At 58.4% G+C, this 19,074-nt stretch carries 17 protein-coding genes; 10 read left to right on the top strand and 7 right to left on the bottom strand.

What is annotated here, in order from left to right:
• Positions 1-158: 158 nt before the first annotated feature.
• Entirely contained in the window at positions 159-1,661 is a 1,503-nt protein-coding gene (locus R3X27_RS24325) for a DUF1254 domain-containing protein (protein WP_317711505.1), read from the bottom strand.
• A 36-nt stretch (positions 1,662-1,697) separates the two neighbouring features.
• Positions 1,698-3,029 carry a DUF1214 domain-containing protein gene (locus tag R3X27_RS24320; RefSeq protein ID WP_317711504.1) on the bottom strand — a complete coding sequence of 444 codons (1,332 nt, stop codon included), beginning with the start codon at positions 3,027-3,029 and terminating at the stop codon, positions 1,698-1,700.
• A 202-nt stretch (positions 3,030-3,231) separates the two neighbouring features.
• On the opposite strand from R3X27_RS24320, the gene R3X27_RS24315 reads away from it, so the two are divergent.
• Positions 3,232-4,263, top strand: coding sequence for an AraC family transcriptional regulator ligand-binding domain-containing protein (locus R3X27_RS24315; RefSeq protein WP_317711503.1), 1,032 nt, complete (start codon positions 3,232-3,234; stop codon positions 4,261-4,263).
• A 234-nt stretch (positions 4,264-4,497) separates the two neighbouring features.
• On the opposite strand, the gene R3X27_RS24310 is transcribed toward R3X27_RS24315, so the two are convergent.
• Positions 4,498-5,499 carry an AraC family transcriptional regulator gene (locus R3X27_RS24310; RefSeq protein ID WP_317711502.1) on the bottom strand — a complete coding sequence of 334 codons (1,002 nt, stop codon included), beginning with the start codon at positions 5,497-5,499 and terminating at the stop codon, positions 4,498-4,500.
• Between the two features lie 665 nt (positions 5,500-6,164).
• Here R3X27_RS24310 and R3X27_RS24305 point away from each other — a divergent pair.
• From R3X27_RS24305 to R3X27_RS24265, 9 genes are all read left to right on the top strand, one after another.
• Complete coding sequence (locus tag R3X27_RS24305) at positions 6,165-6,509, top strand: hypothetical protein (protein WP_317711501.1); 345 nt, start codon at positions 6,165-6,167, stop codon at positions 6,507-6,509.
• 18 nt (positions 6,510-6,527) lie between these two features.
• Positions 6,528-6,830: an HdeA/HdeB family chaperone gene (locus R3X27_RS24300; RefSeq protein WP_317711500.1), complete on the top strand. Its 303-nt coding sequence runs from the start codon at positions 6,528-6,530 to the stop codon at positions 6,828-6,830.
• 45 nt (positions 6,831-6,875) lie between these two features.
• Positions 6,876-7,085, top strand: a complete 210-nt coding sequence (locus R3X27_RS24295) for a hypothetical protein (protein WP_317711499.1) — start codon at positions 6,876-6,878, stop codon at positions 7,083-7,085.
• Between the two features lie 129 nt (positions 7,086-7,214).
• Positions 7,215-7,502, top strand: coding sequence for a hypothetical protein (locus tag R3X27_RS24290; RefSeq protein WP_317711498.1), 288 nt, complete (start codon positions 7,215-7,217; stop codon positions 7,500-7,502).
• A gap of 127 nt (positions 7,503-7,629) precedes the next feature.
• A complete protein-coding gene (locus R3X27_RS24285) occupies positions 7,630-8,673 on the top strand; it encodes a metallophosphoesterase family protein (RefSeq protein WP_317711497.1) in 1,044 nt (347 codons plus the stop codon).
• 159 nt (positions 8,674-8,832) lie between these two features.
• The gene (locus R3X27_RS24280; protein WP_317711496.1) at positions 8,833-9,861 is read left to right on the top strand and encodes a DUF1214 domain-containing protein; all 1,029 of its coding nucleotides are present in this window, start codon (positions 8,833-8,835) and stop codon (positions 9,859-9,861) included.
• 97 nt (positions 9,862-9,958) lie between these two features.
• Positions 9,959-11,356: a DUF1254 domain-containing protein gene (locus R3X27_RS24275; RefSeq protein ID WP_317711495.1), complete on the top strand. Its 1,398-nt coding sequence runs from the start codon at positions 9,959-9,961 to the stop codon at positions 11,354-11,356.
• A 300-nt stretch (positions 11,357-11,656) separates the two neighbouring features.
• Positions 11,657-13,714 carry a mechanosensitive ion channel family protein gene (locus R3X27_RS24270; protein WP_317711494.1) on the top strand — a complete coding sequence of 686 codons (2,058 nt, stop codon included), beginning with the start codon at positions 11,657-11,659 and terminating at the stop codon, positions 13,712-13,714.
• Between the two features lie 325 nt (positions 13,715-14,039).
• A complete protein-coding gene (locus R3X27_RS24265; RefSeq protein WP_317711493.1) occupies positions 14,040-15,350 on the top strand; it encodes a phospholipase D family protein in 1,311 nt (436 codons plus the stop codon).
• A gap of 124 nt (positions 15,351-15,474) precedes the next feature.
• Here the strand turns inward: R3X27_RS24265 and R3X27_RS25730 are convergent, their stop codons facing one another.
• The 4 genes from R3X27_RS25730 to R3X27_RS24250 form a co-directional block, all read right to left on the bottom strand.
• Positions 15,475-15,807 carry a helix-turn-helix transcriptional regulator gene (locus R3X27_RS25730; RefSeq protein ID WP_411572538.1) on the bottom strand — a complete coding sequence of 111 codons (333 nt, stop codon included), beginning with the start codon at positions 15,805-15,807 and terminating at the stop codon, positions 15,475-15,477.
• A 198-nt stretch (positions 15,808-16,005) separates the two neighbouring features.
• Positions 16,006-16,854 carry a phosphatase PAP2 family protein gene (locus tag R3X27_RS24260; RefSeq protein ID WP_317711492.1) on the bottom strand — a complete coding sequence of 283 codons (849 nt, stop codon included), beginning with the start codon at positions 16,852-16,854 and terminating at the stop codon, positions 16,006-16,008.
• Between the two features lie 69 nt (positions 16,855-16,923).
• Positions 16,924-18,012 carry a S1/P1 nuclease gene (locus R3X27_RS24255; RefSeq protein WP_317711491.1) on the bottom strand — a complete coding sequence of 363 codons (1,089 nt, stop codon included), beginning with the start codon at positions 18,010-18,012 and terminating at the stop codon, positions 16,924-16,926.
• A 45-nt stretch (positions 18,013-18,057) separates the two neighbouring features.
• Positions 18,058-18,807, bottom strand: coding sequence for a hypothetical protein (locus tag R3X27_RS24250; protein ID WP_317711490.1), 750 nt, complete (start codon positions 18,805-18,807; stop codon positions 18,058-18,060).
• Between the last annotated feature and the right edge of the window lie 267 nt (positions 18,808-19,074).

Genomic DNA, 19,074 nt, shown 5'->3' with positions numbered 1-19,074 from the left:
AAAGCAGTTGTCCGGCGCATGGGCAACCAATGACAGCTTTCGCTTCCAGTCTATGTGAGCAGCAGCAGCTTGTCGCGCTCGTGCATTGGTGTTTGGTTTCGATGGAAGGCGATCGGTCGGACACCAGCGAAAACTAACGTCCGGGACACGAACTGCCGTCACTCCACCGGAACAAAGTCGCTGGGCTTCCATGTCTTGTCGAACCAGGGTTCGAGCGGACCGTAGAGACGGAACATCATGTTGAAGCTCTTGCCAGGCATTGTCTGGACCCAGTTGTTCTCCCAGCCTTCCGGCGCTTTGGGGCCGACATAGACGCTAAAGCCGCCGTCGTCGTTTGCCCGAATTCCGTCCCGATTTGAGTCCATGCCCGGAAACTTTTGGTCAGTCTCGAGCATCGATCGCGTCTGTCCGCTATACATCATGAAGGACCAGAAGTTGGCCGCGGGAACCGGGCCGGGGAGATCGACCTTGTAGGTCTTCGACCCATCCAGATAGTCGCCGTTTATGTCGCGGGCAGTCATTGCGTAGACCGATCCCGATCCTACCGGCGGGGCCGTCATCGCCGGCGTGATACCCGTTGCCATGTAGTGAAAATAGGTTCGGTCATCGAGCACGCGGGCTCCATCTACCAAGAATTGATAGCTTTGCCGTTGGAAGGGCGAGTTCCATTGGCGGTCTTCGTAGAAATAGATCTCCGGGTCTCGGCCTGCATATGTGATCGCCCTTGCTACCCCGTTCGCGATCGACGCGGCCTCGGTCAGAATCCGGGTCATGCGCTCATCCAGTTCGAATGGTTCGCCCTTTCTGATCCCCACGGATGCAAATTTGCCAAGAAGTTCGGGATTGAACGCGTCCTCGGGTTCGCGCTGCACGGCCTGGTTGATCTCATGGAAGAACTCGATGTTGTTGGCGTGAACCGTGTTGTGCTTTAGGCCGCTTAGATTGTGAAAGGTCTCCTCTGGCGGATTGTCTGCCTGGGAGAGCGGATAGATGTTCATATTCTGCTTGACTGTGTTCACTGAAGCCATCGTGTCCCCGTTCTCATCAGGGGACATGCGTCCGAGCAACCAGTGATAGTAGGTCTTCGAGCGAACGACGAAATACCCCTCGGGCACATCGCCCTCGTAGTGGGGCGGAAGCAGAAGGTACTTTCCGCCCTTGCCTTCATCAGGGCCGAGCGGACCAAAATCGGCGACATATGTGAACTCCGCATCATCCAATAGAGCCAGGATTCCCGGCGGCACTTCGATCACCACCGGTCCTTCGGATGTGTCTACGATGCTGGTAACATAGATCGTTGTAGTATTCGCAGTCAGCCAGATGGATCTCGCATCCATTAGCGTTTCGGTCATACCGACTTCGTTGACGCCTAAACCAATTTCGTCGAACCCGTTTACGAATGCCTGGATGGCGGCAACTGGAATCCCATCGAGGAACGCCGTCGTTCCTCTTATCAGATCCAGAGTGTCGTAGAGCTTATCGACCGTCTCCGGGCTGGGCATCCCGTCAAAAAATTCGAGTGTTCCCAAAGAGTAGGTGTCTACAACGTCTGGGGTCGTGACGCTCTCGGGAACGTCGGCGGCATAGGCCGACTCTGCGCTTGCAGGATTGGCGAGCGCAGACAGGAGGAGTGCGGATGCACAGGCGACAATGCGGGTCATGTTTTCTGTCCCTTTTCCGTAAAGTGAAATCTTCACCTACTGAAGCTTCTCGAAATCCGGCAATTGCCAGCCGCTTTCGTACCAGCCCTCGCTGGGTCCGTAGAGGCGGAACAGGATGAACCAGTCCTCACCCGTCGGAATCCAGTTGGCCTCCATGCCTTCTGGAGCTTCAGGTGCAAAGTAGACGTCGATTGACCCGTCGTCGTTCTGGATCATGTTTTCCATGTTCGGAGAGGCCAGGCCGACCCGTTCTTTGCCTTGAATGAAGCCCTTGGTTTCCATGCTGTATACGATCACCGACCAGAAATCCTCGGCTGGCGTATCGGCCGGGACGTTCAGGCGATAAGTATCTTCACCGTTCAGCAATTCCCCACCAGAGTCGCGGAGCCCAGAGATGTAGTAGGTGCCGCCGCCCAGAGTCTTGGGCAGATAGGTGACGTAGAAGTACATGTAGGCCCGTTTGTCGATCATTAGGCCGGTGTCGTTGATGAAGGGAAGGCCCTTCTTGGCTTGCTCAAGTGGGAAGTTGAATGTGCCATGCTGGCGGTCATCCCAAAGCCGCTTCAGGCCCCCGCCTTCGCTCTCGAAGCCATGCTGCATGTAGTCATAGGCACATTGCAGACCTTCGAGCATTGCCGCCTTGGTTTCCTCGTCGGGGTCGAACGGTTCCCCCGGCACGATCCCGATAGATGCAAGGCGCCCGGTCATGGCGTAGTCACGTTCGAGCGGCATCTCGCGCTGCATTGCCGTGTTGAGATCCGTGAAGAAGGTGTAGTCATAAACCGGCAACGTGTTCACCGGGTTCTCGTAGACATCTATGTAGGGCCAGGTCGCATCCGGATCGGACAGAGGGTAAACGCTGACGCTTTGAGAGTAGGTCGACTGGTCCGCCATCTGGCCGCCGTTGATGGCGACTGGACGGAATGAAAAATGGACCGCCGCTGTATCCGACTGGACGACGATGTAGTCCTCGGAGGGGATCTCCCCTTGGTATCCTGGCGGGACAATGAGGTAGCGTCCGCCTTCTCCTGCGTCCTCGCCGGACGGCCCCACATCGACAAGGGGGCGTTGCCAGGCATTGAGAACAGAGCCAAAGAGCTGCGCCTTCTCACCGATCGGCGGCACCTCAATCACGTGCGGCTCACCGTTCAGCGGCATCCCCGCGAAGACGTATGGCGTCACGTCGTTGGCGGTCAGCATGCCATGGCGGGAGTCCATGGGCGCGGTCATATAGGCGATCGTGCCCGGCTCCGCGCCGGCGTCGCGCAAGATTGCAAGTTCGAGATCATAGATTGCGACGGCGGGCAGCGCCCAGATTGCGAGCTCGCAAGATCGGCGCACGAGGGCGTCACGCGCGACTTCCGACATCTGTGCCTGTGCGGAAACGGGCGAGAGCGCAGCGGACCCAAGCGCCAGAAAAGAGAGACATGCGAGGCGCGGTAGAGCAGACATCATTGACTTACCCCTATTGAAAAGTTGGAGGAATCGAGACCTGAACAAAAACATCGCACATTCTTCCCCCTTATGACGTATCATTTCACGACAACGCACGAGGAGAGCATAAGGCGTCATGGCACTTCCTCCGATGATTTCGGCCAAGTCGCTCGGGTTGATGCCTCAATTGGTTCTCGAGAAAATTGGATCACGGTCACTCGACACCGCGATGGCCATATCCGGGCTTCCGCACCAGTTCGTTGACCACCGTGACGGCTATATCCCCAAAAGAGCTCTGGCGGATTTCGTGAGCGAGGTCGGGCGAGGGCTCGGGGAACGAAATGTCGGGCTGCTCTGGGCGCCAAACCTCAGCGTTCTGGACTACGATGCTTGGGGACGCTACGTGCTTTCAGCGTCTACACTGGGCGCTGCGCTGGAACGTGCTCGAAGGATCATGCCCTATCATTCATCGACAGACAGCACTGGGTTCAGATTTGACCGGGATCTGGTCTGCTACGAATATCGGTTCGGTCTGACCGGCCACCCGGCCTATCCGGATATTGCATTTTCGGCTCTGGGTTCGATGCTGAGCATCTTTCGACACTATCATGTGGCAGATTGGTGTCCTGTTCGCATCCACTGCGACTTCCCACCTGTCGAGCTTGCCGACGACGCCGAGATCACCTTCCGATGCCCAGTTCACTGGAACGCCGGCCACCTGGGAATCTGCTTTCACCGCGATGCCCTGGGGGTTCGGGCAGAGAGGTCAACAGAACGGATCGCGACGATTGAAGAACTCAGGCGAGAAAGGGCAACCGGCACGCCGCGAGTCTTGGTCGAAATCGTTTCGAGCGTTCTGCGACTTCAGATCAAGGCCAGCGGGATATCACTGGACAAGACCGCACAGGCGCTCGATCTGGGGCCCCGCTCGCTACAGCGCCGCCTTCGGGAAGAGGGAACGACTTTCCGGTCTCTGACCAACCAAGTGGTTGTTGGTCGGGCCAAGGAGCTCCTGAAACACGGCGGGATGTCCATTCGAGATATTGCCATGGAACTCGGCTACGACTGCCCCCAGAATTTTGCCCGGGCGTTCAAGAACATAACGGGTGTTTCGCCAACCCAGTTTGCCGCGTTAAAGAGTATCTCAGAGCACAGGTCCAGTCTGTAAGCTCATACAACTTCCCCAACGCGGTCGTTTCCCCAATTCGTAGCGAATGTCGGCAATCCGCCCTTCTTGCGAAGTTCTGCACCGCGGCGTCGATGACGCGGCACTCAATCCGAGGGCCGGCGCTTTCGGCCCACAGCGGCCCTTCGATTTGAAACCAGCGAACGGCAGGTCTGTATCCCAACGAGACGCCTCGGTCTTTCCCGTGATCTACTTTTGGATCGCCCCGTCGACTGATCAGGTTTGGTGCAAGTTGACGTAGCGAAGCGGAGAAACACCCGTCCACTTGTGGAAAGCGCGTCGGAAGTTGTTGGGCTCATCATATCCGAGCAGCTTCGAAATCTCGTCGACGGAGGCGTTCGACTGCCGCAAAAGGATACAGGCGCGATTGCGCAAGAAGGCCTGTTTCATTTCTCGATAGTTTGTTCCTTGCTCCTGCAGGCGCCGCTGCATGCCGCGAACACCGAGCGAGAGACGCTTTGCTACGGCTTCTGCCGAGGTGTCGCCAAGAAGATACTGCAACACCAACATGTGCTGAACTTCGTCCACAAACGAATGAATCGGTTCGATTCCCAGTTCCCGGCTTAAATCCGAAGACGTAATAGCCGCATCCCGGGTCACAGGGCGCGGATTTGGAGCAAAGAGATCGGTCTGCCGCATGGCGACACCGGGCATCGCAGCGCCAAATCGAATGTCGGTGCCAAAAAGCTCTTCCAGGTTCCCTTCAGCCGTTATCGGCCGATCCGGAAGTTCCACCCAGGCCGGCAACCAATCAGGACCAACGTACTCACGCACCAGGGAGGCGAGCAGGAATGGCAGGGACTCGTTGACCATCCGACTGCCCTGGGATTGCGGCAGGTTTGGATCAAATGAAATCACCAGATACTGGCCTTCATAGCGGAGAATGACAGAACATCCGGGATTCACGTAGTTGAGCGCCTGAACACCACGGTTCATCGCCCGCAACAGGTTCGGCGCAGCCAACACATGGGTCGAATAACTGCCAAGTGCACGGTATTCGAACTTGGTGCCAACCATTGCGCCGAGGTGAGGTTCCCCAAGAATTCTCGCAACGGTCTCGCCGAGCAAGACACTTGACTCGTAGGGCACGAAACCGGGCGAATGCCTGAGCGATCGTCGTGTGATGCCGACCGTCCTCAAGCCGCGATCCGTCGTCGAGACGGATCCGATCCCATCCAGGATGTCGACGACCTTTGCGAGAGCCGTCTTGGTGACCATGGGAGTCCTCATGGCGCGTATTCCTTCGCGATCGCGCGTGGTTTCCCCCGGGAAAGACGTCCGTGCGCGGAGCCGATGAAAACATGTGAGAAAATCGTTACAGAGAGAACACTAACCTCTGGAAGGTTGGTCCGTATCTCGTTGCCAAAGGGCCACAAACCAGACCTCCGAAAATTGCCAAGGACAGAGGCTTTCGCAGGCCGCCCCGCCGTGACGCAAAATGATAGCTAAGTATTGGTAACATCAATTAACGATCTCGGGAAGGCAAACGATGCGAGTCTCTCATGCTCACAGGAGTGCTCTGTTCGCAAAAAGCGTGCGACATGTTTTTGCGACCACTGAGGGCTTGGCAGTCAGTGTCAATTCGCTGTCGTTGCCCGAAGACATCGCTCCAGACAACAACGCATTCAGGCAGAAAAGAGACGTCCGGGATTGGTTTGAAACGCCAATCCGTGAAGCGGGCATACGGTACAGCATCGATGCGAGAAGCCCGGATGCCAAGGCGTTCACACGGATACCGAGATGCACAGGGGTGCCTGCTCGACCCGACCATATCATCGCCAGTACCTCGAGGTCGGGCCCAAGCAGAAGGGCATGCCTGTCATAAAGGCCCGCACGGTTCGCCGTGCGGGCCAAAGACAAGCCCACAGAGGAGGATATCTGTCATGTTAGTTCGCATTGCGGGAGTTTCTGCCGGGATCGCGATGGCGACATTCGTCGCCGCGCTCGGGATAGCGCCAGCGACAGCGCAACAGAAGTACGACGTCCCCTACTGCGAGACCTATGCCCGCGACAAGGCAAATGCGAAATCGGGCGGTGTCGTCGGCGGGAGCGTTGCTGGCGCCATCACTGGGGTTGCCATCGGACACGTTGCCAAGGGCTCTCTGAAAGCCCGCCAGAAGGGAGCGGCATTGGGTGCGATCGTCGGCGGCACGGCAGGAGCTTCGGATCGGAACGCCCGCTACCAGAAGTACTTTCACGGATGCCTCAACGGCGTTTTCTACAATTGAGCGAAAGGGAGGATACCCATGAAGACCCGAAAACTGACGCTGGCCGCTCTTTTCGTAACACTCTCCGCGACTGGCGCGATGGCCCTGGAGGCCAACCTGGTCGTGCCGATTGGTGAGTTTTCATGCCGCGATATGCTCGTCAGAAGTGGCTTCGAGCGCGATTTCACCATGGCTTTCATGCACGGCTACATGAGCGGGAAACTGAACGAGCTCGAGTTCAATGCGCCGGAGCTGACCGAAGCAACCGATGCAGTCCTCGATTTCTGCATCAACAATCCGGGTGAACCACTCATGGCAGCATTCGTGGCGGCGCGGGGCTGATCGGGCCAAGTGTTGGCTCAAGTGAGACCGCAAGGGAGGATCGACATGACGAGACTTAACAAGACGATGTCTGCATCGTTCGCGATTGCCTTGGCCGCAAGCCTGGCTCTGCTCGGTGCTGCAGAGGCACGCACACGCACCCACAACACCATGTCAGGCGCCGTCATAGGGGGCAGTGTCGGATACCTGGTCGGCGGCCAGAATGGCGCATCGGCAGGAGCCGTGGTTGGCGCGATCGCGGGATACCGCAAGTAGCGCCACGCGATCACTGGAATGTCGCAAAAGTCAAAAACGGAGAAAACCATGAGACACTCTATCATTGGTGTCCCTATCGCTGTCGGATTGCTCGTCTCGTTGGGCACCACGGCAAATGCAGACGCGGAAATGGACCGCATTCTGGATGAGGCCATGCCGTTCATGCACCACAGCTGTGAGAGCGTGATCGCAAACTTTGGCGAAGACGAGGAGAAGGTCTCGCAGATCGTTCGCCTGATGGCGATGGTCTCGCTCTTCAATCGTGAAATCGACATCGAGGCATCGATCCCGGACGAAGCCGAGCGCAATACTCTCAAGGACGAGTTTGTCGAGGCCCTTGAGGAGGCGTGCGAAGCCGATCCAGATGCACTGCTCGCCGGGGCCGTCGATATCGCGGTCAAGGAAGCTGTGTACTGAAGGACCGAACGCGGCTTGGCGTAAGGGAGTTGCTTGCGGGCTTTTAAGCGGCCTGCGCGCAACGCGAATCCGTCCCACCTGAATTGCGCCATTCGAAAGAACGCGTCTCGAGGACTGGGAGGAAGAAATGTCCAAATCAAGACTGAAGCTATGGGCTACGGCTTTGCTCGCCGGCAGCATCGTCCTATCGGGAGGTGTCCCGACCACGGCCGCCGAGTTCAGCTACAATGCAGAGGCGCTTCCAGGGGCGAAACCCTGGACCTCCGAGGAATTTCTGAACGATCCCGAGAATTTCCAGTTCGTGGTGATCGGCGACCGGACAGGAGGCGCGAACGTCGAAAGGACGTTCGAACTGGCGGTAGAGCAGGTCCGACTTCTGCAGCCGGAATTCGTGATCAATGTTGGTGACCTGATCGAAGGTTACAGCGATGATCCCGCTGAGTTGAACGCCGAATGGGACGAGACCGATGCGATGCTCGAGAGGCTCGGGGCGCCGTTCTTCCGCACGCCAGGCAACCACGACATCGCCAACGCGACCGCGCAGGAAGTGTATCGCGAACGGTATGGTGCAAGTCGCTACAGCTTCGTCTACGGCGACACGCTTTTCCTCGTTCTGGACAGTGAGGATCCTCCGCGCGAGGCACCCGCTGACATCAAGGAAAAGCTGGATCTCTACAATCGCCTGCAAACGGACGATCCCGCGGCAGCGAGCGCACTCATGCAGGAATTCCTGTCTGACGAGTCGGTCGTCGCCGGTCTGGCCCACGCGGTCGAGTTCGACGACGGTCAGATCGCCTTCATCGAAGCTGCGCTTGCCGATAATCCTGACGTGCGCTGGACATTCCTGTTCCTGCACGAACCGGCCTGGGAGAATTCCTCCGACAGCTTCAAGGCGATTCAGGAAATGCTCAAGGACCGGGATCACACCTTCATCGCCGGCCATCTGCACTACTACGATTACGACGAGATCGACGGCTATGAGCACATCACCATAGGCCCGGCCGGCGCCTCGTTCCACCAGGACGGTCCGGGCAACGTCGATCACATCATGTGGGTGACGATGACCGAGAACGGCCCCGAGATTGCCAATATCGCGCTGAAGGGCCTGTTTGATCGCAAGGGCCTCGATCCTTCGCTGTTCGGTGCCTACGACCGCAAGGGCTTCGACTGATCTGCCTGCTTCCACGGGCGCCTCGCAGCGCCTGTGGAGCGCGATCGGCGTCGGTTTCACCCGGGGTCGGCCGGACTGTTGGCAGGCCGCGTTCGCTTCCCTGCTTTGCGGTTGCGCTGGCACCATCGCGCTCTGGTTCAGATTGAAAAGGAGAGAACCATGATCTCGAACACAACCAAGTACTTCCCGTTCTGGTTGGCGATATACGGAGCGGCCGTCTGCGCCGGCCCCGCCGCAGCCCAGGAAATCGATGTCGCGGTTGACAACTTTGTCCGCGCCGCCTCGGACATTGAGTTCGGGAAATACGTCGATCTGGTGGGTGGGGTGAATGAGTTTAATCACATGCGCGAGCCCACGGCGATCGACACACAACCCACGATCCGAATGAACCGCGATACGCTCTATAGCCAGGCCGTGATCGACATCAGCGAGGGCGCGAGGCTCGTCCTGCCGGAGACAGGAGATCGCTACATCTCAGCGCAAATCGTCAACCAGGACCACTTCATGGACGAGGTCTTCATAGGCGGCGGTTCCTACACGCTCGACATGGAAACCTTCGAAACGCCGTATGTTCTGGCAATCATCCGGACCCTCGTCGATGCGTCCGACCCAGAGGACGTTGACGAGGTCCATTCGCTTCAGGACCAGATGAGGATCGAGGCGGCATCCTCCAATCCGTTCATCGTGCCCGACTACAACAGGGAACGCTTCGACGGGGTTCTGAAGGCCGTCATCGAGCTTGGCCGCTTTGTGCCTGACAGTGCACGGACGTTCGGGAGGAAGGGCGAAGTCGATCCCGTGAGATACATGGTCGGAGCGGCCATCGGATGGGGCGGGCTGCCAGATGATCAGGCCATGTACATCAACGTGGAGCCGGGCCTGCCAGTCGGGACGTACAAGATCGAAGTGCCCACAGACGTGCCCGCAGAAGAGTTCTGGTCCGTCAGTCTCTACAATGCCGACGGTTTTTTCGAACAGAACGCCCAGGACGCCTACAGCGTCAACAGCGTGACCGGGACGCCCAACGACGACGGCTCAATGACCGTCCATCTCGGAGGGTGTGATGAGGACCGTGTGAACTGCCTGCCGATCATGGACGGGTGGAACTACATCGTGCGCCTCTATCGTCCTGGCACCGCGGCGGTCGACGGCAGTTGGAGTTTCCCGGCGGTTGAGGAGGCCGACTAAGTCGCGACACCACCAAGTGGACGCCAAGGTGCTTGGCACCGGATTTAGTTCGCTCCGTCTCGATCCGGAGCAAGAAGGTCTTGGAGGACCTGTAAACATGCGAAAGAGATACCTGACAGCCATACTTGCCTCCACTGCGCTGTGCGCCTTCGTCCCGGCAGCCCATGCGAATGACCGAGCGGTTCTGACCCAAAGCCAAGCCGAGGAACTGGCCCGCGATGCCTATATCTTCGGCGCGGCGTTTGTGTCGAACTACCGTGTCTTCATCAGCCTTCTCCTGGAGGGGTCTCCTCTGATGCAGGGGGCGGGGTTCAACGAGTTCGCGCACAATCGCGAGCCATTCCCTCCCGAGACCGCCGACACAACCCAGCGGGATACATTGTTTTCGCTCGGCATTATCGATTTGCGGCGCGAACCGATCGTGATCACGGTGCCTGACGTTCCCGATGGGGAAAGCTACATGCTTCAGATGGGCGACACCTCGACTGAGACGCTGCCCTATATCAGCACCCTCACCACCGACAACAAAGCCGGCGACTACGTACTGGTCGGGCCTGAATACCAGGGATTGCTGCCGGCGGATCGTTTCGACGGGGTGATCACAACGCGCGGTCAGTTCATCGTCATGCTCGGCCGGACGACCCTGAACGACCCGAACGATCTCAGTGCACCGCATGCCATACAGGACGGAATGCAGATGCGTCCGCTCAGCGCGATCCTGAGTACCACGCCTCCGCCGGAAGTACCCGAGTTCGATTTCCTGCCCTGGGATGCAGAGAAAGCCAACGGCATCGGCGTGTTCGACTATATCAACATGGCGCTGGCCTGGCATCCGCCGGCAATATCCGAACTGCCCCTGATGGCTCGTTTCAGCAAGCTTGGAGTGGTGCCAGGTGAACCATTTCCAGCTGAAGACTATTCGCCCGAGATCGTGGCCGCGATCGAAGATGTGATTGCGGAGGTCAATGAAGCGTTCGAAGAATCCACGACCTCGATGGGGGCCATGTCTGGGAATTGGCGATGGGACGTGTCCGATGTCAGCCGGTTCGGCACCGATTACTATCGCCGCTCCGCCACCGCACACAAAACGATCTATCCAAATGCACCGGATCACGCCGTCTATGGACAGACCTATCTGGACTCGGAGGGCAACCAACTCACAGGGGCATCCGGCGCGACACTTCGCTTTGAGGCCGAAAGTTTCCCGCCCACGCAAGATTTCTGGTCGCTCACGCTGTACGACGCTGAAACGACGGCCATGTATCCCAATCCCGCCGAGCGATACAAGGTTGGTAGCAAGACAGAGGGGCTGTCTTTTGCCGAGGACGGATCGCTCACGCTCAGCATACAGCACGAGGAACCCACCGACCCGGAGCAACGCTCCAACTGGCTGCCCGCGCCAGAGGGAGACATCTATCTTGTCCTCCGCCTCTATGGTGCCGAACCGGAGGTGCTTGAAGGGAATTGGGCCCCTCCGCCAATCATGCGGCGATAGTAACGAGCTATGTCAGGACGAGGTTACCTGAATGATCAGATCGTCGCCAATTCGGATTGTCGACCACATCAAGCAAGGAGTCTCGGACGGGATGTTTATTGCGAAGGTCGGGTTTCACGAGCTGCGGCGCACCACCGCAAGCGGTGTCTGTAGGACCTTCGTCGGGTCCCGATATCGGCGAAAAACCCAGCACTTTAGCTGAAAAACGGCGGGGTCTGTTTATAGAATTTCGTGTTGTCTTGTCCATATCTGGAGCCAAAGTCTACCAGCCAACCAGATCCGGGCATATGGGAGAGCGCCATGTCTGGCAGGTTCGCACTTGTTGCACTCATTTTACTGTCCCTCGTCCTGCCTGCCGCGGCTCAGGTGGTCATTCCTGAGAACGATGGTGGTCAGAGCACGGCACAGGCGACAGATCCGGTTCCGGTCCCACGTACGGAAGGGCCGCGAGAAACATTCGCGTCTTTCCTTCTTCTACGGGACTCATTCGAGAACGCACTCACCAACTATGTGGCCCGACCGACCTACGCGGATCTCGACCGAACCGGGCTGATCGCGGCGAAAATGAGGTCTCTGATCGACCTGCAGGATGTTCCGGTTTCACAGCGCCATGCCATCGGCGATACAACAGTCCGCGCCATGCTCGACATCTTCGGCAGGATCGATCTGCCGGATCTGGAGGATATTCCGGAGGAGGAGGCGCTCGATGATCGTGAAACAGGATATTGGCGTGTGCCGGGAACACCGCTGCGCATCATACGGACGGATGACGCGTCCCGATCGGGCGAATGGCTGTTCAGTCAGAGAGCCATAGCGTCCGCCCCCCGGTACCTGGAGGGGATCGCCGATCAGCCGCTCGTGTCCACGCTTCCGATCAAGAGCTGGACGAGATTCCTGCCTCAAATTGCCGGGCCGGCTATCCCGCTGTCTGCGGTTATGTCCCTGCCTGACGCCATTAGAGAACCTTGGCTCGATACGCCGATCTGGAAGATCGGGTTGCTTTCCATCGCGTTAGGGTTGTTTGGCATTGTGGTGCTTCTGGTTCATCAAAGGGTCATCCGGGCGCATGAAAAAGGATCTCTTTCGGCGGTTCGGCTGCGCTTGCTGACGCCAGTACTACTTCTCGTCGTTATCTACGCGATCTGGCCTGTCGTGCTGAGAGAGGTCATTCCGCTCGGCCGCATGAGCCGGATACTCGCCGATGGCCTTTTGCTGCTGACTTACCTGGCGATCACCTGGCTTTTCTGGGTGGCCGTCCAACTGGCCGTACAGAAACGCCTGCAAAACCCACGCAACGCGGATGAGGAGCTTAACAAGGGCTTGATTCAGCTTGTCGGGAGCGTCATCGGAATCGTAGGTGTTTCGCTCATCGTGGCAAGGTGGGGTCAGACTGTCGGCATTCCTGTTGCCAGCGTTCTCGCGGGTCTTGGCATCGGCGGTGTGGCCGTGGCGTTGGCGGTCAGGCCGACGCTCGAAAACCTCATCGGTGGGATCATCCTGTATGTCGACCGTCCGGTGCAGGTCGGTGATTACTGCACCTTTGGGACTTCTGACGGCACCATCGAACGGATTGGGATCCGCTCTACCGAAATCCGTGCACTTGACCGTACGGTGATTTCAATACCCAACGCTCAATTCGCCGACATGCAACTCATAAACTGGGCGCAATGCGACCGCATGCTGATCAATTCCAACATCGGACTAAGGTTCGAAACGACATCGGACCAGCTTCGCTTCGTTCTGGCCGAGATCCGCAAAATGGTCCATGCCCACCCTCGCATCGACAACGATACTGTTCGGGTGCGTTATATCGGTCCCGGCGCCTCATCGCGCGACATCAAGCTTCGGATCTACGCTTTGACGCGTGAGTGGAACGATTTCTTCGCTATTCGTGAAGACGTGTTTCTCCGCGTCGACACCATCGTAGAAAGCGCCGGTACGGAATACGCTTTTCCATCCCAAACACTTTATTTGGGGAAGGACAGCGGTGGCGTGGACGAAACCTTGAGGGACGCGGCAGAGGAGCAAGTCAGCGACTGGCGCCGCTCGCGCACGATGCCGTTCCCGGATTTCCCAGCGGAACATTTGTCCGCCTTGCAGGGAACCCTCGACTACCCGCCAAAAGGATCTCCGGACGAAGGGAACGCCGATGTCGGCGAGGCCACCGGCTCTGAACACCTCTCCTCCGATCCACGTATTTCAGATGTTTTGCCAGAGGATCAAGATGGTGCGCGAAAAGAGAAACCGTCGACGGCGCAAAGCCGCGAGATACAATGTTGTTGGTCGTCATGTGATCCGGAGATGTCCTTCCCATTCGAATCCGTTCGGTCGCACTTGGGTGGTAAAGGCTTGCGATGACAGGAAACAGTTTTGGGGAAACTCGCACCGAAGCGGCCTCGGCAGCCCCTTCTCAACGGATATCTGATCGGGCGTTTGAAACATGACACTTCCTTCTTCGTTTCCATGGTCCAAAGGCCACATCTGTTTCGTTGTTTTGGCGCTCCTGATCGCCAGTTGCACATATGTGCCCTTGGGGGCATCCAGATCGGAATCGGCCGTTGCACGGGCCCCTACGGAGACGACGACCGGGAAACGCACCTAGGCGGCCCTTGCAGGTGAAGGAGGACGTACTGGCTTCGTTTCTCTAACGGACGGGAACGATGCGCTTGGAGCTCGCCTTTCGATGATCGCTGCGGCGGAGTCGCGGATCGACGTGCAGACATTCCTGGTGAAGCCCGACAAGGCTGGTTCTCTCATTTCGCTGGCTCTGATAGACGCGGCGGATCGTGGCGTTGCAGTGCGACTTTTGGTGGACGACGTTTTCACGACTGCAAGCGATGATCAGCTTGCGTATCTCTCGGCGCACCCGCGTATAAGTGTACGCCTTTTCAACCCGCTGTCCCGGCGAAGCACAACGGCCATCAACTACTTGCTCGATTTCAAGCGCGTGAACCGTCGGATGCACAACAAGGCGTTCATTGTCGATGGCAGTATCGCCATTGTGGGTGGCCGCAATTTGGCCGACGAGTACTACCGGATCGACACGGCCACTGAATTCGCGGACTTCGATCTATTTATGGCCGGGCCTGCCGTCGAGGAGCTCTCGGCAGCGTTCAGTCTGTTCTGGTCCGACAAATGGTCCGTGCCGGTTGAGGCATTGCGGAACGACGCGACGGATGTTGACCTGGCGCAAGTAAAAGCCGTTCTGGAGGAGCGCAGAAGGGCAGGCATCCAGGGAATTTACCGACGCGCTGTTGGTTCCCGGTATTTGGCGGACGTTTCGGCCGGACGCGTTCAGCGGTACTTTGGTCACGCCCATGTCGTCACAGATCCGCCGGCAAAACTCAGGCAGCCTGTCCACGGCGGAACACGCCCGCTCGCCGAGAACTTGATGCAGGACATCGCCAAAGCAGATACACAAGTCACCATCGTTACCCCATATTTTGTCCCCGAGGATTGGGGGGCCAAGATGTTCAGTGACCTTGCTGCGCGTGGCGTGCGAGTCCGGATTATTACCAACTCTCTGGCCGCCAACAATCACGCCTACGTACACGGCGGCTACATGCGCCACCGAAAGCCACTCCTCGCATCCGGTGTCGAGATCTATGAGGTGCGTGCGGACGCGCCTGAACTGGTCGGCGATGTCGCTCCTGGCGCGGGCCCGCGAATGACCATGCACACCAAGCTCGTCATCATCGACGACAGGACGAGTTTCGTCGGCTCCCTCAACTTCGATCCCCGCTCGATAAAACTGAACACCGAAATGGGCCTCTTCATCGATGATTTGGAAATCGCACGCGCCTTCCTCGCTGCTATCGAAGAGGACCTGACAAGGTACACGTTCCGCGTATCAGTCGACGCTGACGGTGACCTGCTTTGGACCTGGCGCCATGATGATGTTGAGCAGAGGTATCGGAGCGAACCACAGGCAACAGTCGCGAAAAAGGCAGTGGCAGCAACAGCTGCGGCCCTGCCCATCGAGGGCCAGCTCTGACTGATTCCCGGCGATCTGGGGACGGTCTTTCGAGGCCTTGGCGTCGGAATGGCGCTATGGAACGGAAACAGCAATCTCTCCTCCAGTAGTCTCTACGTCCCGCTATCAGAGGTTGTTCTCACGATCAGCTATTCAGGTTCGACGGGGAGGCGCCTGTCCAGGATTTGAAGGCTCTGCGGAAGCTGTTGGGTTCGCTGTACCCCAATTTCTGGGCGACTTCGTCAATGGACATGTCGGGTTCCAAGAGCATTCGGCGGGCGTGTTCCTCCAATACGCTTGCCCGTATCTCTCGGAAGCTGGTCCCATTTTCCTTCAAGCGTCGTTGCAGTTTTCGCACACTCCAGCCGAACCGCCCGGCGACGGCCTCAGCAGAAGTATCCTGCAAGGATACTTGTCGGGCCAAGGCCCGACGCACCTGGGCAAGAAAAATCTGCGATGACGACCTCTTCGTGACCATCGTTCTGCCTCCCCATGAGACATTCCCAACAGCGTTCACATTGGCGGTCGACATCTCGATCGACGACGTGTTCTCCCGTCAACCGGGGCCGACCGCAGCGGCGGCGACTTCAACGCGTGCTACGATAATGCCAATTCTCCTGAGCATTCGCCCCGAGGCAGGGCTGCCCCGGGATTTGCAAGATCCAAGGCCGCACTCTCAGTTCCCAATGCCCAACGACGACGCCTCGATGGAGCAATCTGAGTCGGGCGCAAGGTTCGCCTCACGCGCTCTCTCGATGTCGGCGCGGGCAGCATCCATCGCCTCGAGAAACGCTTCGTTGGCATGGAGCCTGGCAACCGCGGCAGACCCCACTAGGCGCCCCGCCACCACGTCGCTGTACCAATGGGCGTTGCAGACATTGCGGCTCTCGCCGAAGGCGCGGCCGCGGGCCAGGATTTCCTCGGCGCGGTCGGGCGCAAGTTCGGTCAGGAGCAGCGCCCAGCCCCAACCGATCGCGGTGTGACCAGATGGGTAGGAGCCGTCCTCGCGCAAGGCGTCCTCGTCCTGCGGCGTGCAAACAGGTGTCTCGGTGACCATGAAGGGTCGCTCCCGCTGATACGCGTTCTTGGCTGAATAGGGCGCCAGACCAATATCAGTCAGGGTCCGTCGCAGCAGCAGGTAGAGCGCCGGGGTGCCCTCTTCGCTTACCTCAATACCCAATGCACAGGAGAACCGGTCCGCTGCGGCCGGAAATGCAAGGTCCGCATCGTCGATTGCGACATCCCATCGCGCACCTTCCTGCGTCTTCTGCAATTGCGCGGCCCAGGCACTGTCCATCGCCTGTCTGGCCGAATCCACTGCCGGGGCCGGCAGGACGAAGGCCTTGCTATCGAGTTGTTCCTCCTCGGTGAGGAAACCTTCGAGCATCCCGGGCATTATCTCGGCAATCTGTTGGCCTGCGACAGTGACCTGCTTCGTCTCCCCGGACTCCGACACGGCGGGGGGAGTGATCCCGATCGTGGTGGCAAGCAAGGCGGCCATTGTAAGTGAGATACGGTGTTTCATAGCATTTCCGTCCTATTCCGCTGTACGAAAGTCACGGTGTGTTACGCCTTGACCTGCCAGGCAGCCCCTTCACTGGGTTGCACGACTTTGCACGTTGTCCATGCTTTCCAGAATTTGTCCGGTCAGAGTTTTTTCGACCAGAAGCTTGTCTGCTGCCGCGACAATCACATCGGCGATCCTGTACCCGGCCAGAGTGATCTGGCTGTGGGCGTGATCCTGCATCGACTCCCAGTATTCCGCCGGCACCTCGGGGGCCTCTTCGAGTGGTGAAATCCCGAACAGAACGTAGTTGACCATCTTGCCGACGAGTTTCTCGGCGTCCATGTCAGAGTCTGGATCCTTGACGAATTCGAGGCCCTCACCATAAACAAAATCGATCGCGATCTGATGGGCTTCAAGGGCCCATGACCTGAAATCGGGTTGGCTGCCATCTGACGCAAGCTGCGGGAAGGATTCACGCGGGTACGCCTCTACGAAGTCCGCAGCATGACGGTCGATATCCTCCAATGCCGTCGAGCGCAGTGAGTTGCTGTCCCAAAGAATGTGCATTGTTGTTGCCGATTCTTGCATCGGATCCCAGACATAGGACAGTGCGCCGGCGCCGTTTCCGGTCGGATACTCAGCACTGAAGTAGTCGGTGACGTGCATCGGTTGATGGATGTCGCCGAGCACATGCAGGAACCACGATAGCGCGAGTGACCGTTCGTCGGCCCCGGCCTCCGGGTTCGCCATGACCGCCACTTGCAGTTCGAGCACTTCGAGGGCGTCCCCCACGGGATCGCCATCCCTGGAAGCGACAAAATCCTTCGTCTCCTGAGAAGCGTCGTCCGCAATGATCGGGAACCGGGCAGAATGCCAGGAAAGGCGATCATTGTTCGTACCCTTGGAATCGTCCGGCCAGCGGGCACCTTCGATGAACATGCGCCGGGCCCGTTCTTTGCTGGTTTTGGCACCTGATGCCGCGACCCAGAAAGGTGCCGGATCGGGGTGCCGCATCAGCATCAGCCCGATCCGCTCCATCAGGTCCGGGCGCATCCGCTCGATCTCTTCGAAAGCGATTGCCGCCGTGATCATGTGCGATGGGTGATCCCACGCCATTGCCGGGCCAACTCCAAACGCTGTCGCGCCTGCCACGATGGACATCATTGATTTCAGCATTTCTCTTCCCCTTGTGCGAGCTCTCTCCGACATCTCGAACGAGCGTCAGAACTTGAAGGTCGCACCCAGCAGTGGCCCGGTTTGAGTGACGTCGTAGACGATGCCATCATTGTTGTAGTCGACCACCTGGTGGCGCCATGCAAAGGAGACCCCGAAACGTTCGTTGAAGGCGTAGGTCGCACCTGCCATCAACGTCCACTCGATGTCCGCTCCCACGCCGAAACCACCGACCTCGGCGCTGCCGAACAGGTTCCACTTCTCTGACGCACGGTAGTTCCCGCCGACGCCAACCAGAGGATCCACCCAGTTCGCATCCTCGGAGCGGCTCCCCTTTCCAAGAACGGTATCGACCTTGTAGTCGTTCTCCAACCACCAGGTCCGGGCCCCGGCATAGAGGTCGATCCGGTGGGCCGGACCCGCCGCTACGGTCCGTCCTACTGCCAGGGCAAGCGTCGATGTCTTGCTCTCGATCTCCATCGAGTTCACGAGGGCGCCGCCCACATCTTCATTGCTCGTCGTCTTCACGATCGTGGAATCGAAGAACACGACCCAGGGATCACTGCGGGCGCTGGCAAACAACATGACGGCGTAGTCGAGATCCTCAGCGATTTGACCAAACGACAGATCGACCGGTTGCGATGGGTACCCGGGTACAGTTCCAAGATCACCTTGCAGGCCTGCCATCCATGCGTAGGGCGTCACCTCAAACTCCCAGGATTGCGCGGTTGCGCTCGGTGTCCCGAAGGTGAGCAGAGTCGTACCCAAGAGAACTGGACAGATAAGTTGGCGCAGCATGGAAACCTCCCGTTCGCGACTGCTTCGCCAAGATTTTAGCACCGTCTCAACAATCAGTTTGCGACACATCACTGGAAAACCTCAGTCCACCTCGGGTTCAGTGATCGAGATACGGTTAATGCGGACATCGCGAAGCCGCGCCGTGGAACAAGGCGCAGGCAACTAAAGCGGGAGATGCTGCTCATCAAGCGATCAGGTGGACCGGGAACGGTCTGCTAACACCGCATCTGAGACGTTAGGACAATATGCGGCGAACGTCGGCTGACC

Source organism: Tropicimonas sp. TH_r6 (assembly GCF_033101155.1).
Classification (GTDB): domain Bacteria; phylum Pseudomonadota; class Alphaproteobacteria; order Rhodobacterales; family Rhodobacteraceae; genus Tropicimonas.
This window is presented reverse-complemented; position numbering and strand designations above follow the sequence as displayed.